The 23,029-nt window shown below is 68.5% G+C and carries 17 protein-coding genes and 1 pseudogene; 4 read left to right on the forward strand and 14 right to left on the reverse strand.

The window, feature by feature from the left end; translation table 11 throughout:
• Positions 1 to 115: 115 nt before the first annotated feature.
• Complete coding sequence (locus tag OHB21_RS00635; RefSeq protein ID WP_195125681.1) at positions 116 to 1,228, reverse strand: NDMA-dependent alcohol dehydrogenase; 1,113 nt, start codon at positions 1,226 to 1,228, stop codon at positions 116 to 118.
• A gap of 16 nt (positions 1,229 to 1,244) precedes the next feature.
• Positions 1,245 to 2,756: an aldehyde dehydrogenase family protein gene (locus OHB21_RS00640; protein WP_067508569.1), complete on the reverse strand. Its 1,512-nt coding sequence runs from the start codon at positions 2,754 to 2,756 to the stop codon at positions 1,245 to 1,247.
• A gap of 187 nt (positions 2,757 to 2,943) precedes the next feature.
• Here OHB21_RS00640 and OHB21_RS00645 point away from each other — a divergent pair, with 187 nt between their 5' ends.
• Positions 2,944 to 3,513: a mycothiol transferase gene (locus OHB21_RS00645; protein ID WP_067508571.1), complete on the forward strand. Its 570-nt coding sequence runs from the start codon at positions 2,944 to 2,946 to the stop codon at positions 3,511 to 3,513.
• Between the two features lie 234 nt (positions 3,514 to 3,747).
• Here OHB21_RS00645 and OHB21_RS00650 read toward each other — a convergent pair whose 3' ends face one another.
• The 6 genes and pseudogenes from OHB21_RS00650 to OHB21_RS00680 all read right to left on the reverse strand — a co-directional run bounded on the left by OHB21_RS00650 (position 3,748) and on the right by OHB21_RS00680 (position 13,968).
• Positions 3,748 to 4,125, reverse strand: coding sequence for a hypothetical protein (locus tag OHB21_RS00650; RefSeq protein ID WP_195125680.1), 378 nt, complete (start codon positions 4,123 to 4,125; stop codon positions 3,748 to 3,750).
• An 80-nt stretch (positions 4,126 to 4,205) separates the two neighbouring features.
• Positions 4,206 to 4,595, reverse strand: a complete 390-nt coding sequence (locus tag OHB21_RS00655; RefSeq protein ID WP_228791186.1) for a hypothetical protein — start codon at positions 4,593 to 4,595, stop codon at positions 4,206 to 4,208.
• 218 nt (positions 4,596 to 4,813) lie between these two features.
• Positions 4,814 to 5,679: pseudogene (locus tag OHB21_RS37375) on the reverse strand (Abi family protein).
• A 312-nt stretch (positions 5,680 to 5,991) separates the two neighbouring features.
• A complete protein-coding gene (locus OHB21_RS00670) occupies positions 5,992 to 6,825 on the reverse strand; it encodes a ChuX/HutX family heme-like substrate-binding protein (RefSeq protein ID WP_195125678.1) in 834 nt (277 codons plus the stop codon).
• Positions 6,815 to 8,551 (reverse strand): diflavin oxidoreductase, encoded by a 1,737-nt coding sequence (locus tag OHB21_RS00675; RefSeq protein WP_328437016.1) that lies wholly within the window; start codon positions 8,549 to 8,551, stop codon positions 6,815 to 6,817. The genes OHB21_RS00670 and OHB21_RS00675 overlap by 11 nt, the downstream gene beginning before the upstream one ends.
• Entirely contained in the window at positions 8,548 to 13,968 is a 5,421-nt protein-coding gene (locus OHB21_RS00680; protein WP_195125677.1) for a glutamate synthase-related protein, read from the reverse strand. The genes OHB21_RS00675 and OHB21_RS00680 overlap by 4 nt, the downstream gene beginning before the upstream one ends.
• A gap of 433 nt (positions 13,969 to 14,401) precedes the next feature.
• On the opposite strand from OHB21_RS00680, the gene OHB21_RS00685 reads away from it, so the two are divergent.
• On the forward strand, positions 14,402 to 14,614 hold the full coding sequence (locus OHB21_RS00685) for a hypothetical protein (protein ID WP_067508583.1): 213 nt from the start codon (positions 14,402 to 14,404) through the stop codon (positions 14,612 to 14,614).
• A gap of 61 nt (positions 14,615 to 14,675) precedes the next feature.
• Here OHB21_RS00685 and OHB21_RS00690 read toward each other — a convergent pair whose 3' ends face one another.
• From OHB21_RS00690 to OHB21_RS00715, 6 genes are all read right to left on the reverse strand, one after another.
• The gene (locus OHB21_RS00690; RefSeq protein ID WP_195125676.1) at positions 14,676 to 15,302 is read right to left on the reverse strand and encodes a DUF234 domain-containing protein; all 627 of its coding nucleotides are present in this window, start codon (positions 15,300 to 15,302) and stop codon (positions 14,676 to 14,678) included.
• A gap of 116 nt (positions 15,303 to 15,418) precedes the next feature.
• Positions 15,419 to 16,225: a class I SAM-dependent methyltransferase gene (locus tag OHB21_RS00695; protein WP_195125675.1), complete on the reverse strand. Its 807-nt coding sequence runs from the start codon at positions 16,223 to 16,225 to the stop codon at positions 15,419 to 15,421.
• 224 nt (positions 16,226 to 16,449) lie between these two features.
• Positions 16,450 to 17,751 (reverse strand): Na+/H+ antiporter NhaA, encoded by a 1,302-nt coding sequence (gene nhaA, locus OHB21_RS00700; RefSeq protein WP_195125674.1) that lies wholly within the window; start codon positions 17,749 to 17,751, stop codon positions 16,450 to 16,452.
• Between the two features lie 293 nt (positions 17,752 to 18,044).
• A complete protein-coding gene (locus OHB21_RS00705; RefSeq protein ID WP_067508589.1) occupies positions 18,045 to 19,124 on the reverse strand; it encodes a potassium channel family protein in 1,080 nt (359 codons plus the stop codon).
• A 238-nt stretch (positions 19,125 to 19,362) separates the two neighbouring features.
• Entirely contained in the window at positions 19,363 to 19,851 is a 489-nt protein-coding gene (locus tag OHB21_RS00710) for a GbsR/MarR family transcriptional regulator (protein WP_067508592.1), read from the reverse strand.
• A gap of 14 nt (positions 19,852 to 19,865) precedes the next feature.
• The gene (locus OHB21_RS00715; RefSeq protein WP_328437023.1) at positions 19,866 to 20,417 is read right to left on the reverse strand and encodes a GbsR/MarR family transcriptional regulator; all 552 of its coding nucleotides are present in this window, start codon (positions 20,415 to 20,417) and stop codon (positions 19,866 to 19,868) included.
• A gap of 32 nt (positions 20,418 to 20,449) precedes the next feature.
• Here OHB21_RS00715 and OHB21_RS00720 point away from each other — a divergent pair, with 32 nt between their 5' ends.
• Both OHB21_RS00720 and OHB21_RS00725 read left to right on the forward strand, forming a co-directional pair.
• Positions 20,450 to 21,364: an ABC transporter ATP-binding protein gene (locus tag OHB21_RS00720; RefSeq protein WP_067508594.1), complete on the forward strand. Its 915-nt coding sequence runs from the start codon at positions 20,450 to 20,452 to the stop codon at positions 21,362 to 21,364.
• Positions 21,361 to 23,013, forward strand: a complete 1,653-nt coding sequence (locus OHB21_RS00725) for an ABC transporter permease (protein ID WP_067508596.1) — start codon at positions 21,361 to 21,363, stop codon at positions 23,011 to 23,013. The genes OHB21_RS00720 and OHB21_RS00725 overlap by 4 nt, the downstream gene beginning before the upstream one ends.
• Positions 23,014 to 23,029: the final 16 nt, after the last annotated feature.

The raw sequence follows: 23,029 nt of genomic DNA on the forward strand, positions 1-23,029 counted from the left end.
CGGGGTGTTCAGATCCTGAACACCCCGCGCGGCGACCGCTCTGGTGAGCACGCAGGAACTCCGGCGGGAACCCAGAGCCCGGCCCGTCGGCTGGCGGCCCGACCGGCGAGACGCCCTAATTCGCGTGGACGACTATCCCGCGGATGTTCTTCCCGTCACGCAGATCCTGGTAGCCCTGGTTGATGTCCTCCAGCTTGTACCGGGTGGTGATCAGTTCGTCGAGCTTCAGCTGTCCCGCGTCGTAGAGTCGCAGCAGTTTCACGATGTCGTACTGCGGGTTGCAGGAGCCGAACAGGGTGCCGGTGATGGTCTTGCCGCCGAGGGTGAGCAGGGCGCCGGACACGTGGATGGTGGCCTGGGCCGGGTCGGCGAGCCCGGTGACCACCACGGTCCCGCCCTTGCCGATCGCGTCGAACGCCGCCGACACCACCTCCTCGGTGACCGTGCCGACGGTGATGATCGCCTGGTCGGCGCCCTGTCCCCAGGACAGTTCGGTCACCTTCGCCGCGGCCTCCTCCGCCGTCGCGAATGCGTGGGTCGCGCCCATCTTCAGCGCGGTGTCGCGTTTGAAGGCCACCGGGTCGACCACCACCACGAACTTCGCGCCCGCGTGCACGGCGCCCTGCACGGCGTTGATGCCGAGTCCGCCGATCCCGTAGACGACGGTGATGTCGCCGACCCGCACATTGCCCGCGTTCGTGGCGCTGCCCCAGCCCGACGGCACACCGCAGCCGACCACGACGGCCGTCTCCAGCGGCAGCCACGGGTCGATCTTCACCACCGAGTGCTGCGAGATGGTGGCCCGCTCGGCGAAGGTGCCGAGCATGCACATCGCGCCGAAATCCGTTGATCCGGAATGGAATCGGAAGGTGCCGTCGGGCATGCACCCGTCCAGGATGGTCGCGCCCATATCGCAGAGGTTCTGCCGGCCCGAGGAGCAGTAGCGACAGGTGCCGCAGTTGGGGATGAAGCTGCACACCACGTGGTCGCCGGGCGCGACCTTGGTGACGCCCGGTCCGACGTCCTCGATCACGCCCGACCCTTCGTGCCCGCCGACGATCGGATAACGCGGCGGCAGGTCGCCGTCGGTGAGGTGCAGATCGGAGTGGCACAGGCCGGCGGCGGTGTAGCGGATGAGGACTTCGCCGGGGCCGGGCCCGTCGAGGTCGAGTTCCATGAGCTCGAAAGACTTTCCGGCATCGAGCAGAACGGCGGCGGTGGTTTTCACGGTGTACTCCCGGGTGTCAGAGGGCGACGTTGACGGCTTTGGTTTGCAGATAGAGGTCCATCGCGGCGGCGCCGAGTTCGCGGCCCCAACCGGATTCCTTGTAGCCGCCGAACGGCAGCGCGGTATCGAAGCCGTTGTATTGGTTGACCCACACCGAACCGGCTTTCAGATCCCGCGCGACGCGGTGCGCCTTGGAGATGTCGCGGGTCCAAATGCCCGCGGCCAGACCGTAAACGGAATCGTTGGCCGCTCGCGCGACCGGGGCGATCCCGGTTTCGGCGTCGAACGGCAGCGCCGCGACGACCGGCCCGAAGATCTCCTCGCGCACGATGCTGAATTCCGGTCGCACATCGACGAATACGGTGGGCTGCACGAAATAACCCTTGTCGCCGAATCGCTTTCCTCCGGTGAGCGCGCGGGCACCGGCCGCGAGTCCGGCCTCCAGATATCCGGTGACGCGGTCGAATTGTTCCTGCGAAACCAGCGGGCCGAGTTGGGTTTCCGGGTCCAGTCCCGGCCCGATCTTCACCGCCGCGGCCGCCTCGGCGACGGCCGCGGTGAAATCGTCGAAGATCTTGTCTTCCACGAACAGTCGCGTGCCCGCCACGCAGCACTGGCCGTGGTTGAACAGCCACGCGTTGAGCGAGCCGGTGACGGCGGCGTCGAAATCGGCGTCCGCGAACACCACGTTGGGGCTCTTGCCGCCGAGTTCCAGCGACACCTTCTTCAGATTGCCCTTGGCCGCGTCGACCACCAGTTTGCCGACCTCGGTCGACCCGGTGAACGCGACCTTGTCGACGCCGTCGTGCGCCGCGAGCGCCGCCCCGGCGTCACCGAAACCGGTGACGATATTGACCACGCCCGGCGGGAATCCGGCCTCCTGGAACACCTCGCCCAGCAGCAATGCGGTGAGCGGGGTCTGCTCGGCGGGCTTGAGCACCACCGTGTTGCCCGCCGCCAGCGCGGGCGCCAGTTTCCACGCCGCCATCAGCAGCGGGAAGTTCCACGGGATGATCAGCCCACACACGCCGACGGGTTCGCGCAGCGTGTAGGCGTGGAATCGACTGCCGGGCGGGGCGAACGGCATGGACACGTTCACCGTGGCGCCCTCGATTTTGGTCGCCCAGCCCGCGTAGTAGCGGAAAACGTCGGCCGCCCAGGCGGTATCGACCGCGGTGGCGATGCCCGCCGACTTCCCGTTGTCGAGGGATTCGAGTTCGCCGAATTCCAGGGCGCGTTCGGAGAGGATGTCGCCGACGCGCCAGATCAGGCGTTCGCGCTCATTGGGTTTCATCCACTGCCAGGGGCCGCTGTCGAACGCGGTGCGCGCCGCCCGCACCGCGCGGTCGATATCGGCGGCACCGCCGTGCGCCACGTCGGCCAATTTCTCGCCGTCGGCCGGGTTGGTGGTTTCGAAGGTGCGGCCCGAGGCTGCGTCGACCCATTCGCCGTCGATCAGCAACCGTTTCCGCTCGGCGAGAAAGGAGCGGATATCCGCCCGGATCGGATATTCGGAGACGACCGTCATCGAAGACCTCCCTGGTGTTGATGTGACACCACGGATACTCCGCCGTTTTCGCGGCGATCCCGTGTTCAGATTCTGGACAATGCGGGCGCGGTGGGGTGGGTCGCTTCGCAGACTCCATCGCTGTGCGTGGCCGCGCGAAGTGCGGAGTTGGGCGGCGAACCGCTCGGACCAGGAATATCGTGGGCGGATGACGCCCGAAGACCCGCCCTGGGAGCCGCCACTCGCGGGCAGCGAAGCCGAACATCTCGTCGGCGCGCTCGACCGGTTGCGCGCGACGTTCCGCTGGAAGACCGACGGGCTCGACGCGGCCGGGTTGAACGCCCGGATCGGCGCCTCAACCCTCACGCTCGGCGGGTTGCTGAAGCACATGGCGCGGGTCGAGCGCGAATGCTTCGCGATGAAACTGCACGGTGCGTCGCCCGGCGCGCCGTGGGAGACCGCGGACTGGCGCGGCGATCCGGACTGGGATTTCGATTCCGCCGCCGACGACTCCCCCGAGTATCTCTATGCGCTGTGGGATGAGACGGTCGAGTGGTCGCGCTCGACCCTCGCCGCCGCTCTGGCCGACGGTGGTCTGGACCAGCCGATCGCCCTCACGCCCCCGGACGGCGCCGCGGTCAGCCTCCGGCGACTCGTCTGCGACGCCATCGAGGAGTACGGCCGCCACACCGGGCACGCCGACCTTCTCCGCGAGGCTGTGGACGGGCGCGTCGGGGAGGATCCGCCGCACGATTGGCGGCCGGGGCACCCAGGCTGAGTCAATCAGCTTGCTTGCCCTGCAAGACTTTCAACCGATACGTGCCGTGGGACTCGGCCTCCGCCGATCGAGACCGAGCCAGACGACGTTGTCCCGCAAGGCTTTCGACCGACGCTCGCCGTCGAAACAGCGCGAAGCCGGCCCTGCGCACTGCCGGTCACGGCGACGGTAGGCGGCATCCTGAAAGGGCACTGCCCGACGTACACCGTCGACATGGCGAGAAGTCCTCTCCGCTCACTGCCGGTCAGGGCGACGCCAAACGGCATCGTCCTGGAAGGCGGCGGGGTTCGGCGGCGGAGCCGGTTGCGCCCACGGCGGGGCCGCGGGCGGCTGAGCGGCACCCGGGTGCGCCGCCGCGCCCGGGTAGAGCGATGGCGGTTGGTATCCCGGCGGCGGACCGGCCGGGTCCCTCCTGCTCCCTCGGGAACTCAGCACACGGATCGCGACGATGATCACGGCCGGAACCGCGAGCACGATCACGAGGATGGCCAGCCACCGCAGATAGCGCATCAGTTGAAGCGCCTTGTCCGAGAGCGGTGGCGCCTCCGGCACCGAGTCCTGCGCCAGGACCGACCCGGCGACATCGTGAACAACCAGGAACGTCGTGCTCACCGCAACCCCCGACGACCGCCGAATACTTCGACTCCCATCGTAAGTCGCTCCTCCGCGTTCGGATACTCGAGCACCGAAAACTACCGGGCCACAGGAATACCCCGCGCCGCGCCCGACGTCCGAATGAACATGTACAGCCCGGAGAACAACAGTCCGAGCAGCGGAAGCAGCGGAATGTACGAAACCCACACCGGCCCACTCGCCGCCAGCGTGACCGTGGTGACGAGCACCGAGATCACGAAGGCCGTTGCGAGCCAACGATGCCACTGCCGCACCCCACTCACCGCCCGTCCACCACGCCACCACCCCACCAACAGGGACACCCCGGAGACGAACAGCACGGCGAGCGGAAGCAACGGCACGTAGGACATCCACTCGGGTCCCCCGGCACCCAACACCACGACGGTCACGACCACAACCACCGCGAACGTGACGCCCATCCATCGATGCGTCTGACGAACCCGCTTCATCGGAACCTCCTCAACCGACCGGCAAACCCGCGCTCCGGCACAGCACCGGGCGGGACTTCGATACGAACGACGCTAGCGACGTCCCCTTGACCAGCGCTTCTCGATTCCTGATCGGTTGCGAAGTCCCACGGACCGACACCTGAGCACCCAGCCCCGAGCCGTCGAGCCGCGCGTCGAAACCGCTCAGCGAACTTCGCCGGTGAGCGTCACCCTCGGCACTACTTCGGCGACGGATACGTCAGCCCCTCACACAGCCAGTCCGGCTGAGCGTCGATGAAGTCCCACAACAACTCCGAATAGCTCGCGTCCCCGCGAACCTGGTCGGCCAGATACCCCACCGTAACCACCCAAGCCCACGGCGTGTTCGTGAAGATCGCCTTGTCGGACCCGCTGCGCACCTGCGGCGGCGCCTCGACATCGATACCGTGGTTGCGATTCCAGATCCGGCCATGGTGCGCACATACGTTGCGCAGCACCGACATCGACCGGAAAATCTTGCGCGACGCGCGATGACTGATCCCGAACCGCTCCGCAAGCGGCTTGAACACACCCTCGGCGTCCGCGATCAGGCCGTACAACTTGGAACTTGTCCCCAAGGAGAAGACCTCCACGGCCGCCCAGATCGGCACCGGCTGGCCCAGCCGCCGATGGTGCTGGACGAACCGCTCCGTCGATCGTTCGAGCTCATCGTTGATGCTCTTGATCAGTGCCTCTTCGTAGAGTCGCCGCCGTCGTAAGTGGTCTCGTATAGGTAGGAGTCAGGTCCGGTCGATTTCGCCACCAAGTAGGCCAGCTGGGACCGGAACACGATCTCGAACTCTGCCAGGCCGGCTTGCAGCCGGACGGCCAGGTGCCGGTCGAAGTCGTGAGCCTGCCGGATCTTGGCGAAACTCGCCTCAGCGGTGAACCGATTCTGCTGGTTGACCGGATCGGCCTGAAAGTACCGAAAATAGCCACTCACCCGGTAGTAGTTATGGTCCTGGAGGAACCGGCGAGCGTCGACGGCTTCGGCGTCGGTGAGCGACAACCCGTTGTCGCGCAGCTTTTGAACCTGCTGGTCAAGGCTCAGAAAGGGCTTCACCACGGTGAGGGTAGTAGAAAGCCCGCCGAAGTAAGGAAGCTTGCGCTCTAGCCTTGGCGGGCATCGTTGTTACGAACAATACCAGAGGCCCACAACATCGGAAACTGGCGAGTCGCGGCGGAAACTTGTGATCTGTGCCGCTTGTCCTGATCTGTGTCGCATCCTTGGCCCAGGTGAGCCGTATCGAACCCACCCCTGGCCAGATATCGGAGCCGCACGCTGGTTCCCGCGAATCCGCACCGAACCGCCATTCGAACCGGCGGGGTGCACAGCCCGAGCTATTCGTGTGACCCACGCGTCGCCGGGAGAGGTCCCCTACCCCTCCGGTAGTGACGCCGTGATCGCCTCCCACGCCGCACTCACATGCGGGCAGATGGGCCCGGTCTGGGTCAGCACCGTGACGCAGCGGTTGCTGTGGTCGTAGAGCTCCACCGAAGACGTGGGGCCGGCGGTGCCGTGGGTGTGGGTGACCCAGCATTCGGCGACGAAGGTGGGGTCGAGGGCGTAGCGGGCGGCGCCGAAGACGACGGCGAAGTGGGTGGCGGCGAAGTCGACCATGGCGGCGCGGCCGCGGTGGAGCTGGAGGCAGCCGCCGCCGGGGACGGCGAGGGTGAAGGCCAGGCTCATCTCGGTGAGGCGCGCCAAAAGGTGTGGGACGACACGGGATTCGATGCGGCGGGCGCCGGTGAAGGGCAGCACGCGGTAGCGCTCAGGGGTGAGCGCGTCGAGGTGGGTGATCTGGTCGGCGTCGCTCCAGTCGACGGTCGACCAGTCCAGCACGTCGGCGGTCTCGGGTTCCTGCGCGGGCGTCGCCTCCAGCGCTCGCACCACCATGCGGTCCGACATGGGCGTCAGGTACGCGCGGTGGGTGCCGGCCCGGTCGGCCAGCGTCAGCGCGCGCGACGTGAGGAAGATGTCGCCCACCAGCCCGGGATTCACCCGCAGCGCGATGCTGCGCTCCCCGCACCGCAGCGCCTCACTCGGCAGCGCGGGCGGTTCGTACTCGCCGGTGTGGCTGAGCAGCGCCGCGTCGTTCGCGGTGACCGATACGACGGTGCCCAGCGCGGGCAATGCTTCGGCGACCGTCCTGGGCCCGGCGCCGAGCGGCTGCGCTGGGCAGTGCTCGCGGCGGCGGCCGTCAGTACACATCGCGAACGTATCGCTTCTCGCGCTTGAGGCTGTTGACGTACTCGTCGGCGTCCTCGGCGCTCAATCCGCCGTGCGTGGCGACGATCTGGTGCAGCGCCTTGTCCACGTCCTTGGCCATGCGCGTCGCGTCGCCGCACACGTAGAAGTGGCCGCCGTCCTGCAACCAGGCGTACAGATCCGCGCCGTGCTCGAGCATGCGCGTCTGCACGTAGATCTTCTCGGCCTGGTCGCGGGAGAACGCGAGGTCGAGCCGATCGAGCAGCCCGGCTTCGTGCCAGCCGGTGAGCTCGTCGGAGTAGATGAAGTCGTGTTCGCGGTGCTGGTCGCCGAAGAACAACCAGTTGCGCCCACCCGCGCCGCGCTGTTCGCGCTCTTGCAGGAACGCGCGGAAGGGCGCGATGCCGGTGCCGGGGCCGACCATGATCATCGGCACGTCGTCGGCGGGCACACGGAACGACTTGTTGGGCTGCAAGAAGATCTTCGCGCCCGCACATCGGTCAGCTAGGAATGTCGAACAGACACCGCCGCGTTCGCGCCCCGCGTTGTGGTAGCGGACGCCGGCCACGGTGAGGTGGATCCGCTCCGGATGGGCCAGCGAACTGGACGAAATCGAATACGCCCGGTGCACAAGCGGTTTGAGCAGTCCGACGAACTCCTCCAGGCTCAGCGTGTCACCGCCGATACGCAGGATGTCGAGAATGTCCTTCCCGTACAGCCAGCGGTCCAGCACATCCTTCACCCCGCCGCGCACCACGTGGGAGAGCTCCTCGTTCTCCGCGCGATGCTCCACTTCGCTGAGCAGATCTTTTGAGGGAGTGCTGATCTCGTAGCGGTGCCCGAGCAGCTCGCCCAGCGGTTCGCCGTCGACCAGCGTGTCGGGCGAGACGCGGAAGTGCTCCGCGATGGCCTCGACGAGCGCGGGGTCGTTCTCCGGGAAGACGGCGAGCGCGTCGCCGGCCTCGTAGTGAATCCCGCTGTCCGCCAAGGCGAATTCATAGTGCCGGATCTCCTTGCCCGAACCGGGACCCGACAGCACCCGGTTCACCGGCACCTGCGCCGGGAACGGATTCTTGCGGGTCCAGCCCGACCGCGCCACCGTGCTCGGCGGCGGCGTGCCCGGAGTGCCGCTGGCGCCCGCGAGGGTGACCAGCGTGCCGACGGCGCTGCGCACCCATTCGGCGGCCTGCGTCTCGTAGTCGATATCGCAGTCGGCGCGGCCGATCACGCGGTGCGCGCCGAGCTGTTCGAGCCGGGTGTCGATGAGCTTGCCCGCCTGACAGAACCCGTCGTAGCCGGTGTCACCGAGCGCGAGCACGCCGTAGGCGACGCCCCCGAGTCGCGGCGCCATATCGGAAGACAGTGCCTCCCAGAACAATTCGGCATTATCGGGCATCTCACCCTCACCGTAGGTGGAGGTGACGATGAGGACATACTTCAGCCCGGCGAACTGGTCGAGCGCGATCTCGTCCAGCCCGCTCACCGTGGCGTCGAAACCCTGCGCCTTCGCGGCCGCCACCACGTCGTTGGCGACGCCCTCGGCGTTGCCGGTCTGGGTTCCGTAGAGCACGCGCAGCGGCGGGCGGGGCGCCGAGGTGTCGGCCACGGCCGCGGGCGGCGACACGACGTTCATCGCGATGCGCGAGTGCAACCCCGCCAGGAAGCCGGCGAGCCAGGCGCGCTGGTCCTCGTTGAACGGGGCGTCTTCGGGAATGTAGGCGATCTTCATGCGCTCTTCACGGGGTCAGCGGGGACGGACATGGCGACGACGGGGATGGCCTGGTGGCAGAACAACTCCTCGAAGGAGGGCAGGCGGCCGATCTTGTCGGTGTTCTTGGCGCTCTGGAACAGGATCCAGCCGTAGGTGCCCGGACTGTCCATGAATCGGACGTTGCGCTTGCTCAGCGCCTCCTTGTAGTCGGTGAGGCGCTTGTTCGCGATGAGGACGGCCAGATCCTCGTCGCTGAAGCCGTCGATCGCCTCGCGGGCGTACTTCTGCAACTTCTGGATGAGGAAGAAGTCCTCGGTGAGGATCAGGTTTCGCACCGCCTTGCCGATGCGCGGGTCCTGCACGTCGCCCACCCCCGGCATCCGCGAAAGTGCCAGCTGCTGCGCCATATTCAGCACCGTGTAGGTGTTGAGCAACGCGTACATCTCCTCGGTGTCGGTGTCGCCGTATCCCGGCACCGCACCGCCGAGGACGACGCCGCTGTCGCGGTAGGACACCTTGAACTTGCGCACCTGATAGCCCGAGAGCGCGGCGGCGAGTTCGTCCAGCAGTTCTTTGCGGGTCTTGGCGGCGAGGATCGCGTCGGCGTCCTGGTACTGGAGCAGAGCGCGCGGCATCGCGTAGACCAGGTGTGTGCGGGTGGTCTCCCAATCCTCCAGCAGCGCACGGCCTTTCACCGAACCGGTGACGTCGGTGTGCCATTCGAGCAGGGTGCGGGCGGCGACCTCGTGGAAGGGCGCGTCGGCGATCGGCAGCACCAGCACCGAGTCGGCGCTGACCTTCGACGGCAGCTGACCTTCCGGGTCGTACTGGTAGAGGAACCCGCCGCTCATGCCGTTGGCGACGCCCTTGCCGAAGCCGCCGATATTGAGTACCGCGCCGTTGGTCATGTACTCGCACAGGAATTCACCGGCGCCCTCGACCACGGCGCTCGCACCGGAGTTGCGCACGGCGAACCGGTCACCGGCCTGCCCCTCGACGAAAAGCCTTCCGCCCGAGGCGCCGAACAACGCGAAGTTGCCGATGAGCACGTTGCCGCCGTGGGCGTCCGAGCCGCCGCCCGGCGAGCGCACCGCGATGGTGCCGCCGCCCGCGCCCTTGCCGACGCCGTCGTTGCAGGTACCGGTGTGGGTGAGCACCATTCCGTCGTTGCAGAACGCGCCGTAGCTCTGGCCCGCCGATCCGGTGGTGGTGATCCGCACGCTGTCGGGCAGCAGGTAGCGGCGCCCGCGATCGTCGGTGGCGACGGCGGGACCGTCCGCGCCTTCGTGATTGAGCATCCGCTCGATATCGATGGCGAGCTGTCCGCCGACGCTCTTGTTCCGGTTGGTCAGCTCTACCGGGGGCAGGTCCACGCCACCGAAGTCCAGGCGCGCGAGGAACGCGTCGTCGATCGAGTAGTCCTTCTCCATGTAGATCGGGTTCTCGACGACGAATTCCTCGGCGACGGCGAGCATCCGGCGCAGGTCGAGCCTGCCGATGCTGGACGGGTGGTCCAGCAGATGCAGCAGGTCGCTGCGCCCGCGCGCCTCGCGCAGCGACCGCAGGCCGAGCGTGGCCAGGATCTCGCGCACCTCGTGCGAGATGTTGAGCAAGTACTGCGCGAGCGCGCGCGGATCACCTTCGAACACTTCGGCATTGGTGGTGAGCCCGGCGGGACACTTGATATTGCAGTTCTTCGCCATGACGCACTTGAGCATCATGAGCGCGGTGGTGCCGAACTCGAAGCTGTCGGCGCCCAGCAGCGCCGATTTCACGACATCACTGGCGGTCTGGTGCGCGCCCGAACATCGCAGGGTCACCTTCTGGCGAATACCGTTCTCGCACAAGGCCTGATGCACTTCGGCCACACCGATCTCGGCGGAGCGGCCCGCGTACTTGAGGCTCGTCACGGCCGCGGCGCCGGTGCCGCCGGTGTTGCCCGCGACGTTGATGACGTCGGCGCCCGCCTTCGCCACACCCACCGCGATGGTGCCGATGCCTTCGGAGGACACCAGTTTCACGATCACCCGCACGCGGGCGGCCTTGCAGTCGTGGATGAGCTGAGCCAGGTCCTCGATCGAATACGTGTCGTGATGCGGTGGGGGCGAGACCAATTCGACCCCGGGTGTGCCGCCGCGCGCGGCCGCGATCTCCACGGTGACCTTCGGCGCGGGCAGCTGGCCGCCCTCACCGGGCTTGGCGCCCTGGCCGATCTTGATCTCGAGTTCCTCGAGCATCGGGTCGGCCAGATACCCCGCCCACACACCGAACCGGCCCGACGCGAACTGCTTGATGCGCGAACCGCGAATGGTGCCGTAGCGGGTGAGGTGCTCACCGCCCTCACCGCAGTTCGACATGCCGCCGACCATGTTGGTGCCGTGCGCCACCGCCTCGTGCGCCGGTGCCACCAGCGCGCCGTGACTCATCGCGCCTGAGGCCAGGGTGCGGGTGATCTCGCTGGCCGGCTGCACCTGGGCGAGCGGAATGGAATCCGGCGCGGTGCGGATCTTCGCCAGGTAGCGCTCGGCCTGGCCGGTCGCGTGCAACCGCAGCTCGGCGTCCACGATCTCGAAGCTCTGGATCTCGTCGCCGAACCGCGCCTCGAGCGAATGCGCCAGCGCCGCAAGGCGTTCCGGGCCGTGGCTCAGCCGCAGCACGAAGGCGCCCTCGCGGTTCTCACAGGACAGGCCGCGCACCTGGAAGTCGTTATTGCCGAACCGCGCGAAGTGCCCCATCTCGCTGCGGAATTCGTCGGCGGTGTGGACGAAGTTCACGTCGGCGGGCAGCGCCAGCACGTCGCGCAGCGCCGCAGGACGGCGGGCGCGCTCGGCGTTCATCGACCGCACGAAGTTCCGGTAGCCCGGCGTGATGTCGAAGCTGTCGATGGCGCGCGGGGTGAGCTCGTCGAAACTGGTGTTGCGGTAGGCGTCGTCGTCGAGACCGAACGCGCCCTCGAGCTGATTGAGCGGCAGCAGCCGCAGGAAGGTGGCGTCGGCCATATCCGGGTTGTCCGGGCGCGCTTCGTCGCCGAAGGAGATGGATTCCTCGGTCATGTCCACGAATCCGCGCACGGCGGTGGTGCCGTAGGAGTGGCCCGCGCCTTCCGCGCGCTCCTTGAACAGGCCCAGCAGCGGGACGTCCTTCTCCCCCGTCACTTCGAGCGCGCGGGCGTGCCAGTCGGCCACGGCGGCGGCGATGGTGCCGAACCCGACGCCCGCGACGGGCGAGATGACGTTCGGGAAGTACTTGTGCAGCACCGGATCCGCGGTGTCGAGGTAGTTCGGCTCGAAGAACTCGCCGCCGATGTAGCTCTCGGCGGTGCAGAGCCCGACCCGGCCCATCGTCTTCATCAGCGACTTCTCGGCCGCCTTCGCGAAATGCTTGAACGCCTGATCGGCCTCGGCGCCGTACTTCTCCTCGGCGCGCATCTGCACCGCCAGCGGATACACCGCCGACGCGCCGAAGCCGAGCACCGCGGCGACGTGGTGCGAGGAGCACAACTGGCCGCTCTCCGCGATCACCGAAACCCGCAGGCGCAGGCCCTCTTCGATCAACCGCTGGTTGAGCGCGGAGATCACCATGATGAGCGGCATGGCGGCCCGCTCGCGCGACACGTGGCGGTCGGTGACCACGGCGATGCCGCCGGTCTCGCGCGCGAAAGCCTCCACCTCGTCGCAGAGTTCGTCGATGGCGCGCACCAGCGCCTCGGCGTTCGCGGCGGGGTCGGTGGTGTCCACCCGGTAGCGCATGCCGAACCGGCGCACGGGGGTGTGGTCCTGCTCGCGGATCCCGAGCATGTCCAGGTGCGTCAGGATCGGCGAGGGCACCACGATCTGCGGCGCGGGCTTCGCGCCGCTGTTGGGCTTGGCGCCCAGCGCGACTCGCAGGGTCATGCCGTCGGCCTCGCGGATGCTGTCCAGCGGCGGGTTGGTGACCTGCGCGAACCGCTGCGAGAAGTACTTGGCGACACCGCCTTCCTGATCGGAGAGCGCGTTGATCGCCGCGCCGTAACCCATCGCCGAGATCTTCTCCTGGCCGGTGGCCAGCATCGGATCCATCAGGAACTTGAAGCTCTCCTGGTTGAGCGAGTAGGCGACGTAGCGCTGGTGGCGGTCCAGATCGCCGTCGTAGCGCGCGGGCGAACCCTGGTTCGCGGGCGGCACGGGCGGCAGATCGGCGATGTTCACCCGCGCCTCGGCCAGCATGGCCGGGTAGTCGTGCCGGGCGGCGAGCATCTCCAGCGCTTCGGTGGTGGTGTAGGAGCGGCTCTCGGCGTGGTCGTAGTAGAGCATGCCGCCCGCCTCGATGCGGCCGCGCTGCACCACCTCCTCCGGCGAGAAGTACACCTGACCGGCCTCGGACATGACGCCCAAGTACTCGGCCGTCTCCACGGTGCGCAGCGGGCGCAGGCCCAGGCGGTCCAGGCGCGCGCCGATGATGGTGCCGTCGCCGAAGATCAGCGCCGCGGGGCCGTCGTTCTTCTCTTCGTAGAGGCTGAAGTACTCCAGCATGGCCGTCACGCGCGGCGAGAGCGTCCTGTCGTTCTCCCACGCGGGCGGCATCATCGCGACGACTGCGGTGACCAGGTCCAGGTCCTCCTCGAGCACCCGGTTCTGCAAGGTCTGGTCGAGACGACAGCTGTCGGACTGGCCGACCGGGCGCACGATGGCGCGGTTGCGAGCGCGCGCGAGGGCGTTCTCGGAGAGCCGGTTCTTCTTGTCGGTGTTGAGCTCGCCGTTGTGGGCCATCAGGCGGAACGGCTGCGCCATGGTCGCGTTGGGCGCGGTGTTGGTGGAGAACCGGGTGTGGAAGAACATCGAGTGCACTTCCATCCGCGGGTCGGACAGGTCGCGGAAGTAGGGCACCACTTCGTGGGAGTTGAGACGGCCCTTGAGCACCTGCGTGCGCGCGCTCAGCGACAGCGGGTAGAGCCCCAGCAATTCCGGGCGCGTGTAGGCGACGGCTTCGATGTCCATCAGCGCGTCGTGGATCTTGCGGTCGGAGTCGGCGCGGAAGACCCACTGCCGGATGGGCAGCTGGTACTTGACCGCCGCTGGGCGAATGGCGGTGTTGTCGACGGGCACGTCGCGCTTGGCCAGGATCGCGAAACCCTGCGCCAGCAGCGCGTCCTCGATGACCGCCTCGGCCTCGGGGTGGTAGGCGGTGTCGGTGGGCAGGAAGAAATTGCCCACGCCGAAGTGCCCGAGCCGCAGCTCGTGGCCGGTGACCTCGGAGAAGAAGCGCACCGAGAGATCCAGATTCACGCCCGCGCCGTCGCCGACGCCCTCGGAGGACATACCGCCGCGGTGCGGCACCGCGCACAGCGCCTCGTGCAGCTTGCGGATCACCTCGTGGGTCTGGACGCCGTCCTTGCGGGTCAGGAACCCGACACCACAGCTGCTCTTCTCTTGATCCCGGTCATACAGTCCCTGCAAACGACGTACTCCTCACCCAGCGCCGCGAACGGCGCACCCAGCGTGACTTCGTCTCTCGTCCGTTGAGCGACCGCCCTGGCCGGCGCGGGAGTTACCGCGCGGAACCGAGCCGACGGGGTGCCGGCGGAAAACCGACCCCAAAGTCGGCTAAGCATAGCCTAGCCTAACGTCCCCTTCGCCCGATCGCCGGTGGGGACTGCGTCACACCGCCGCGCGCGCGACCCGGCCAGCGGTGCCTACCTGCGATTTCGCCGCGTTTCGCGCCCTGAAACCGTCAGAACCATCACAACCGTAGCCCCTGTGGAGCGTCCGTGGGGAAGCTACGTTTCGCCCCTCATAACTGTGGGCTGCCGCGGGTCCGGCTCACCGGGATAGCGTCGGTGCGACGAGCCGACCCGGATAGCGCGCAGGGACCGACAGAGGGAGCGAGCCGATGACCAGGATCCGAGCGATCGCCGCCGGGGCACTCGTGATCGGGGCGGTGCTCACCGCCGCGCCCACGGCCGCGGCCGAACCGGCGGTGCCGGTGACCCCCGCCGCCACCGACCTCGCCACCTACTCCGCCGAATGCGCCGCGGGGCTGCTCGCCGGGCTCGTCGCCGCCCTGACGACCGGGTCTTCCTCGGCCGTCGGCTGCCCGACCTGAGCAAAACTCGGACCCCGCGTCCGCGCGTAAACGACTACAGCACAAGACTTTTCGATCGGGTTCACGGCCAAGCGCGGAGCAGGTCCTCTGGCCCCCAGTGCGCGGCGATCGGCAGGCCCTCCTCCACCCCGGAGCGCGAGACCACCACCAGCGGTGTCTCGTACCGCGTGCCGGGCACCGAGAGTACGCCGCGGGTCAGGGCGTCGTAGTCATGGCGATCGAAGGGCCGGTCCTCCAGCCACTTGATCGATCCGACGAAATGCACTGAGCCGGCGACGGGTTCGCGGTCGGCACCCACCAGATCGATCTCCGGATTGTTCTGCCGGTTCCACCAGCCGCCCACCGCTTCGGTCTCCGGCCAGCGGGCGTCGGGCAGGAGGCGGAGCAGGGATTCCCTGATCACCGGCTCCACCGCGCGGCCGCGCCACGATGTCCAGGACCGCTCGATCCGCTCCAGCGCCACATCCCCGCGACCACGTTCGACGAGCGGAATCCCGCGTGCCAGAAAGGCCAGCCAGAATCTGAGGTAGGAGTCCGCTATTCGATAACGCTTGTTCTTGCTGTCGGGATGTGTGGACAGGGGCACGTCCGCCGCGACAATTCGCTTGGCCTGCAAGGTGTTCAGCAGTGGCGTCAGCGTGCCCGCGGGTAGCGCGCCCGCCCCGCCCGCGGCGGCCGCTGTGCTCACGGAGGGACGCCGAGGCCGCGATCAGGCCGGGCGCGCGGCGGACGAGGTGTTGGCGCCCCGAGGAAGCCACCGGGTCCAGTGGCCTCGATGCAGTCGAATTCCCCTGCTGGGGAAGGCTATTCGACGGTCGCCGTAGCCACCGTATACCCCTTGGGGTCGCGCCAGGGTTGACCAGGGTGTGTGGTGAACCAGGTGTGGATGTCGGTGGTGAGGGCGGCGAGGATGGCGCTGCGGTGGGGGTGGTCGGGGGTGATGCCGCAGAAGGAGAAGAGGGCTTCGGCGAAGCGGAGGAGGGGGTCGGGGGTGTGGAAGACGAGGGCGTTGTCGTAGCGGCGGATGTGCAGGTCGGTGAACACCTCGCCCATCATGTCGGGCAGGGTGGTCGAGTCGACGGCGTTGAGCAGGCCCGGGGTGGGCGAGATGCCGTGTTCGGCCGCCCGGTCGAGGACGAGTTGCCTTGTGCGGGCGCAGGTTCCGGCGTGGTTCACGACCACCACCACGCGGCCGCCCGGCCGGGTGACGCGGCGCAGCTCGCGCAGGGCGCGCTGCGGGTCGGGGACGTGGTAGAGCATGTGGCGGGCGGTGGTGGCGTCGAACTCGGCGTCATCGAACGGCAGCGCCTCGGCCTCGCCGAGCACAGCCCGCACGTCGGGCAGCTGCGCGGTGGCCGTCACCATCGCGGCGGAGCTGTCGAGGCCGACCAGCCGCCCCCGGTGCCCCCGCTCGCGCAGGTCGGCGAGGAATCGTCCGTCACCGCAGCCGATATCGGCCAGCGCCTCGGATCCCTTCAGCGCCAACGCACCCAGCACCGCCGACACCGGGTCGTCCGGGCGCTCGCTGTGTTCGCGGTGGGCGTCGATCCGTACCTGCAAGGGCGACAGGGTCGCGTATTCGGATGCCAGGGTGGGTCCGCCGGTACTCATGCTGATGTCCTCCTCGGTCGGGCGATGAACGGGGCGGTGCATGGGACAGCAGTGGCGACCCGGAAAGGAGTCGCCCGGACATCACGAACTCGGTCGGATCATCCGATCGGACCGGCACGCGACACCGCGGCAAGGATACCGGCGGCGTCGCCGATCCGGAGCACTTCGACACCGAAGCACACGCCGGCGCCATCCCGGCGCAGTGCAACGAGAGACGAACCCGCTCAGGGCTTCTGGTACACGTCGGGGATGCCGTCGTGGTCGTCGTCGCGAGATTGACGCTCGGTGATGCGGCGGTACGTGCGGTTGCGACTGGTGAGGACGACGGCGGCCAAGGCCGCGGCGGTGAGGGTGCCGATGAGAACGCCGATTCGGGTGTAGTCGCCGCGGGTCGGGTCATCGTAAGCGAGCGCGCCGATGAGGAAGGAGACGGTGAACCCGATGCCGCCGAGCAACGCGATGCCGATGATGTCGACCCAGGCGAGGTCGTCGTCCAGTTCAGCCCGGGTGAGTTTGGCGGCGAGGTAGGTCGTGAGGGTGATGCCGATGGCCTTGCCGAGCACCAGACCCGCGATGATGCCCAGGGTGATGCGGTCGCCGAGCGCCGTGACGAACGCGTCGGCACCGCCGATGGTGACGCCGGCGGCGAAGAACGCGAACACCGGAACGGCGACGCCCGCGGAGAACGGGCGGATGAGGTGTTCGAAGCGCTCGGCCAAGCCGTGGTGCTGGTCCGTGCCCTCCCCGCCGTCGCGGGCGAGGACCGGCACGGTGAATCCCAGCAACACCCCGGCCACCGTCGCGTGAACACCGGACTCATGGACGAGGAACCACGTGAGCGCCGCCAACGGTATCAGCAGCCACGGGCTGGAGATACGACGTTGCACGGCGACCGCGAACGCGGCCAGGGGCAGCACGGCCAGCGCCAGATAGGTGGTGTTCAGGTCGTCGGTGTAGAAGACCGCGATGACGGTGACGGCGAGCAAGTCGTCCACCACCGCCAGGGTCAGCAGGAACGTCCGCAGCGCGGCGGGGAGGTGCGAACCGAGAACGGCGAGAAGCGCCAGCGCGAAGGCGATATCGGTCGCGGTGGGCACGGCCCACCCGGACAGCGCGTCCCCTTCGGAGGGCAGGTTGATCGCGACGAAGATGAGAGCCGGGACGATCATGCCGCCGACCGCGGCCGCGATCGGCAGCGCCGCGCGCTGGGGATCGCGCAGATCGCCCGCCACGAACTCGCGTTTGAGCTCGAGCCCGACGACGAAGAAGAAGATGGCCAGCAAGCCGTCCGCGGCCCAGGTGCCCAGCGTGAGGTCCAGGTGCAGGCTCTCGGGTCCCACGCGGATGTCGCGGATCGTGTCATAGGCGGCCGACCACGGCGTATTCGCCCAGATCAAGGCGACGGCGGCGGCGACGATCAGCAGCGCGCCACCGACGGTCTCGGTGCGCAGGATCGCGGCGACGCGCTGCGCTTCGGGCCAGGAGCCCGGCGCGAAGAGACGTGGGCGAGAAGTAGGTCGATTCATGCGAGGCGTCGAGTCGTGGGTTCGGCGGACAACGCGCGAGATGCGCCCGTGATGGCCATGAACAACCTTTCGCCAGTCCTACCCGGGCCCGTCTCGGGTCGGGTTGCCGACCAGACTTCCCGGCGCTCCGCCTGTAAAGATGCCGTATACATCGGTCGATGCGCAAACCGGATGGTCAGTTGTGCTCCACGTCACGACGGCGTACGCGGCCCCCGCTCGGCTTCACAGTGTGTCCGGCGCCGGAGAGCACCCGCGCCGCTGCCACCGGGTGGGCGCGCCCCGGCCCGGCGACGTCATACTCCGCGTTCGCCGGTCGCGCGCGAGGTATCGGCGTATTGGACGACCAGGAGTCGATCACCGGCTCGCAGGGGCCCGATCTCATGCGAACCCACCCTCAGCAAACGCTCGGCACGGACGACGCCGAGGACTGTGTCGTCCGAATTGTCCACCGAATCGCCGATTTCGCCCGGTTCGACAGGCCTGCCTCCCAGAGCGAGCCCGGAGGCGGGCGTCAGCAGGTCCTCGATGATCTGGACCGCGTGCGGGTTGGATATCGCCACCCCCAGCAGGCGACCCGCGGTTTCGGAACCCACTACCACGGCGTCGGCGCCGGCCCGTCGCAAGTGACGGGCGCTCTCCGCGTGGCGCACCACCGACACCAGCCGCGCGGTGACGGTCAATTGCCGCGCCGTCAACGTGATCAGCAAGGCGGTGTCGTCGCGATCGGGGCAAACGATCAGACTGCGAGCGGTGTCGGCGCCCGCGAGACGCAGCACTTCGATGGCCGCCGCGGAGCCGTGGATCGCGATCAATCCGCGCGCGGTCGCCCGTTCCACGGCATCGGGGTCGGGGTCGACGACCACGATTCGCGAGGGGTCGGCACCGTCGAGCATGATGGCATCGGCGGCGGCCCGGCCTTTCGTTCCGAAACCCGCGATGACGGTGTGATCGCGAATCCTCCCGCGCCACCGGTGGATTCGATACGCCGCGCGCGAGTTCTCGGTCAGGGCGACCAAAGTGGTGCCCACCAGCACAATCACGAAGAACAGGCGCAACGGGGTGACGACGAGGACGTTGACGAGTCGCGCTCGCGGGGTGAACGGCGCGATCTCCCCGTAGCCGGTGGTCGACAGCGACACGGTCGAGTAGTAGGCCGCGTCCAGCAGGGACACGTGGTCGTCGTGGTCGGTGTAACCGTCGCGGTCGAGGTAGACGGCGAGGGTCGCGAGGCCCAGCGCGGCGAGCGCGTAACCGAGTCTGCGCACGATGGCGCGCACCGGATTGACTTGGGCATCCGGGATTCGCAGCAGCCCCTGCCCGGCGGTGAGGTCCGGGGCCGTCGTCCCGGGTCCGGACTCAGGGCGCCGAGACACGGCTGCCGAGAGGTGGTTCGGCCGATCCCGCGTGGACCCCGTCGTACCGTGGCCCCCAGGCCCGGGCGATACCGCCGTGGCGCACGCGCACCTCCCTCGATCGGTCTCGGTTGTTCGTTCTCGCGCAGAACCTCGCCGACCAGGCTTCCCGGCACACCGGAGGCGACGCTACCGCAACACTGACGCTTTCGCGCGTAAGGATGGCGTAAGGAAACCGCCCCGGCGACGAACGCCGGTGTCACCGATCGCGACTGGGCCGCTGGGCGTGCCATCGATCGAACATGACGGGCAACTCGGCGGCGAAGAATTCGAAGAAGTCGCGCATGTCGGCCAGCCGGTGCCCCGCATCGGTGTCCGCGCCCACGAGTCCGATGCCCTCCGAGGCGGTTTCCGCCCACATCTTCATCAGGCGGTCTCGTTTGACGAAGCTGGCGTACCAGAGGTCGTCGTACAGGCGGTAGCTGTCCCGGCGCTGCCCGGGGACGCGTTCCCTGGCGACGATGCCGACCTGGTCGAGGTAGCGCACCGCACCCGAGACCGCGGCCGGGCTGATCGACAGCGTCTCGGCCAGCTCCGCCGCGGTGAGCCGGCCGCTGTCGGCGACGATCATGGCGGCGAAGACCCGCGCCGGCGTGCGCGGCCACCCCATCTCGGCCAGACCGAGGGCCAGTTTCTCGATGAACCGCACCCGGTCGTCGGAGGTAGGTGAGCCCGTGTCGTCCGCCATGCCAGCGCCTTTCGTCAACCGGGTGTGTCAGTGAACAGTTCCGCGCGCCGCCGTTGCCAGCGGCGCATCGCGTCGGGGACCTCCGCCCGCATGAAACGGTAGTACTCCAGCGTCTCGCGTACCCGCTGGCCACCCGGTCGCGCGTGGTCGAGAAGTTCCACCCCGTCGCTCAAGAAACGGATCGAACGATCGAGCGCCTCTTGGCGGTGCATGGTGATGGCGTACCAGACGTCGTCGTCGTACACGCGGTAGGTGTCGGTGCGCGCGCCAGGCTCACGCTCGCGACCCAGCAAACCGATCTGCACCAGGTGGCGTACCGCACCCGAAATGGCGGCGGCGCTGACCCGCAGCCCCGTGGCCAGCTCCTGCGCGGTGTAGCGGTCGGCGTCATCAGCCAGGACGTACGCGAACACCCGGGCGGACATCCGCGGCATGCCCGATTCGGTGAGCAGCAGCGCGAACTGCTCCACGAAGCGGAGGACGGCCTCCTCCTGCTGGTCCACGCTTGCGCCTCCGTCCCGATCCACCGATGCGTGCAGGTACATCATACAGTTCAGATAGTTCACAAATTCGTGAAAAGACTGTAGCGTTGACTCTCATGGATACCGCGATCGCAATCTCCGGATTGCACAAGTCCTTTGGTTCGACGGTGGCCCTCGACGGACTCGATCTCGACGTCGCTCGTGGCGAAGTGCACGGCTTCCTCGGCCCCAACGGGGCGGGCAAGACCACGACCATCCGCACCCTGCTCGGCCTGTTGCGGCCGACCTCCGGATCGGTGAACTTACTCGGCGGCGACCCGTGGGCGGACGCGGTCGCACTGCACCGCAAGCTGGCGTACGTTCCCGGAGACGTCGAGCTCTGGCCGAACCTCACCGGCGGTGAGGCGATCGACCTGTTCGGCAGGCTGCGCGGCGGGCAGAACGCGGCGCGACGCGAGGAGCTGATCGAGCGCTTCGACCTCGACCCCACCAAGAAGGGCCGCACCTACTCCAAGGGCAATCGGCAGAAGGTGGCGCTGATCGCCGCGCTCTCTGCCGAGGTCGAGCTGTATCTGCTCGACGAACCTACCGCGGGCCTCGACCCGTTGATGGAGGTGGTGTTCCAGGACGTGGTGCACGAGTTGAAGACCGCCGGTGCCACGGTTCTGCTGTCCAGCCACATTCTCGCCCAGGTCGAGAAGCTCGCCGACCGGGTCAGCATCATCCGGCGCGGGCGCACGGTGCAGTCGGGAACCCTCGCCGAGATGCGGCATCTCACCCGCACCTCCGTCGAGGCGGTCACCGCGCGCCCGGTGGAGAACCTGGACGCACTCGCGGGGGTGTACGGCGTCGTGACGGAGGACGACCGTATCCGCTTCGACGTCGACGGCGCCGCGCTCGACGAGGCGATCGCACGACTCGGTGCGGCCGGCATCCGGTCGCTGACCAGCCATCCCCCGACTCTCGAGGAACTCATGCTGCGCCACTACGGTGACGAACTCGCCGCGAGTGGCAACGGAGCGGGCAAATGACCACCACCTTCGCACCCGGCGCGGCACGGCGCAGGCTCCCCACCGAGGAGGAAGCGCTGACCGGCACGGTCGTGCTCGTCCGGTTCGCGCTGCGCCGCGACCGCGTGAAGCTGCCCGCGTGGATCGCCGGCATCGCGTTCATGGGCTTGTACTACGCCGCGGCACTTCCCCAGATCTACCGCACCGACGAGGACTTGCGCGCGGTCGGTCGGTTCGGCCAGGGCGTGGTCGGAGCATTGGTTTCCGGGCCCGGCTACGGTCTGTCCGATCCCAGCGTGGAATCCGTGATCGTCGGCATCTACGGGCTGTACTTCCTGCTGCTCGCCGCCCTCATGAACATCCTGCTGGTCTCGCGGCACACGCGCGTGGAGGAACAGAGCGGCCGGGCCGAACTGGTGCGCGCCGACGTCGTCGGTCGCCACGCCCAGCTCACCGCCGCCCTGCTGGTCGCGGCGCTCGCGAACGCGCTGCTGGCCCTTGCGATCGCGGCGGTCTTCCCACTCACCGGCGCGTCGGGCGCGGACGCCCTGCTCTTCGGCGCCGGCGTCGGCGCGGTGGGACTGGTGTTCGCGGCCATCACCGCCGTCACCGTGCAGATCACCGAATACTCGCGCGCGGCAGCCGGTTTGGCGGGAGCGGCGCTCGGGGGCGCCTACGTGATCCGCGCCGCCGGTGACGCACTGCGCGAAGGCGGCAGTGCTCTGTCGTGGTTGTCGCCGCTGGCCTGGTCGCAGCAGACGCGCGCCTATGCCGACGGGCGCTGGTGGCCACTGGCATTGTCGGTGGCGCTCGCCCTCGGCGCTGCGGCGCTGGCGTACGCCCTGTCGCGCAGGCGCGATCTGGGCGCGGGTCTGGTGCCCCCGCGGCCCGGGTCGCCGACTGCGGCGCGGTGGCTGAATTCCCCTGTCGCGCTGGCCTTCCGGTTGCAGCGTGCCAGCTTGTTCGGATGGGGAGCCGCGCTGGCCGCCGGCGGCGCGCTCTACGGCGGCATCGGCGACGCCGTCGTCGACTCGTTCGACGATCTGCCCGAGGAAGTCGTCGCCGTCATGGGCGGGGACGCGAGCCGAATGCTCGACGGATACGTCGGCACCATGGCGCTGTTCGACGCTCTGCTGGTTGCCGTCTTCGCGATTCTCGCCGTACAGGGCCTACGCACCGAGGAGACGAAGGGGCGAGCCGAGCCGGTACTGGCCACCGCGGTCTCCCGCCGGAGCTGGTTCACCTCCCATCTCCTGGTCACCGCCGCCGGAGTCGTCACACTCCTGCTGGTCACCGGTGCGGTACTGGGCTCGAGCATCGCGCTGTCGGTCGGCGACGCGGACTACCTGTGGGAGGCCATCGCGGCCCATGTGGTGTACGCGCCCGCCGTCCTGCTGATCGCGGGTGTGGCCGCGCTGCTCTACGGTGTCGCCCCGGCGGGCATCGGAGTGACGTGGGCGCTGCTCGGCTTCGGCATGATTCTCGGGTTCTTCGGACCGATCATGGACCTGCCCGCCTGGGTGTCCGGCCTCTCGCCGCTCGAGCACGTCGCGCGGCTGCCGATGGAGCCGATGCGGTGGCAGGGGCCGCTGACCCTGACGGCGCTCGCCGCGGCCGCCGCGGCGGCGGGTCGCGCCGGGTTCGGCCGACGAGACCTGGACATGAAGTAGCCCGTCGAACCAGCCT

Source organism: Nocardia puris (assembly GCF_036051655.1).
In the GTDB taxonomy this organism is placed as follows: Bacteria; Actinomycetota; Actinomycetes; order Mycobacteriales; family Mycobacteriaceae; genus Nocardia; species Nocardia puris.

Bases quoted from the DNA above. Each gene is read 5' to 3' on its own strand.
- OHB21_RS00640 (WP_067508569.1), bottom strand. From the start codon at position 2,756: ATGACGGTCGTCTCCGAATATCCGATCCGGGCGGATATCCGCTCCTTT.
- OHB21_RS00645 (WP_067508571.1), top strand. From the start codon at position 2,944: ATGACGCCCGAAGACCCGCCCTGGGAGCCGCCACTCGCGGGCAGCGAA.
- OHB21_RS00655 (WP_228791186.1), bottom strand. From the start codon at position 4,595: ATGAAGCGGGTTCGTCAGACGCATCGATGGATGGGCGTCACGTTCGCG.
- OHB21_RS00670 (WP_195125678.1), bottom strand. From the start codon at position 6,825: ATGTGTACTGACGGCCGCCGCCGCGAGCACTGCCCAGCGCAGCCGCTC.
- OHB21_RS00675 (WP_328437016.1), bottom strand. From the start codon at position 8,551: ATGAAGATCGCCTACATTCCCGAAGACGCCCCGTTCAACGAGGACCAG.
- OHB21_RS00685 (WP_067508583.1), top strand. From the start codon at position 14,402: ATGACCAGGATCCGAGCGATCGCCGCCGGGGCACTCGTGATCGGGGCG.
- OHB21_RS00695 (WP_195125675.1), bottom strand. From the start codon at position 16,225: ATGAGTACCGGCGGACCCACCCTGGCATCCGAATACGCGACCCTGTCG.
- nhaA (WP_195125674.1), bottom strand. From the start codon at position 17,751: ATGAATCGACCTACTTCTCGCCCACGTCTCTTCGCGCCGGGCTCCTGG.
- OHB21_RS00710 (WP_067508592.1), bottom strand. From the start codon at position 19,851: ATGGCGGACGACACGGGCTCACCTACCTCCGACGACCGGGTGCGGTTC.
- OHB21_RS00720 (WP_067508594.1), top strand. From the start codon at position 20,450: ATGGATACCGCGATCGCAATCTCCGGATTGCACAAGTCCTTTGGTTCG.
- OHB21_RS00725 (WP_067508596.1), top strand. From the start codon at position 21,361: ATGACCACCACCTTCGCACCCGGCGCGGCACGGCGCAGGCTCCCCACC.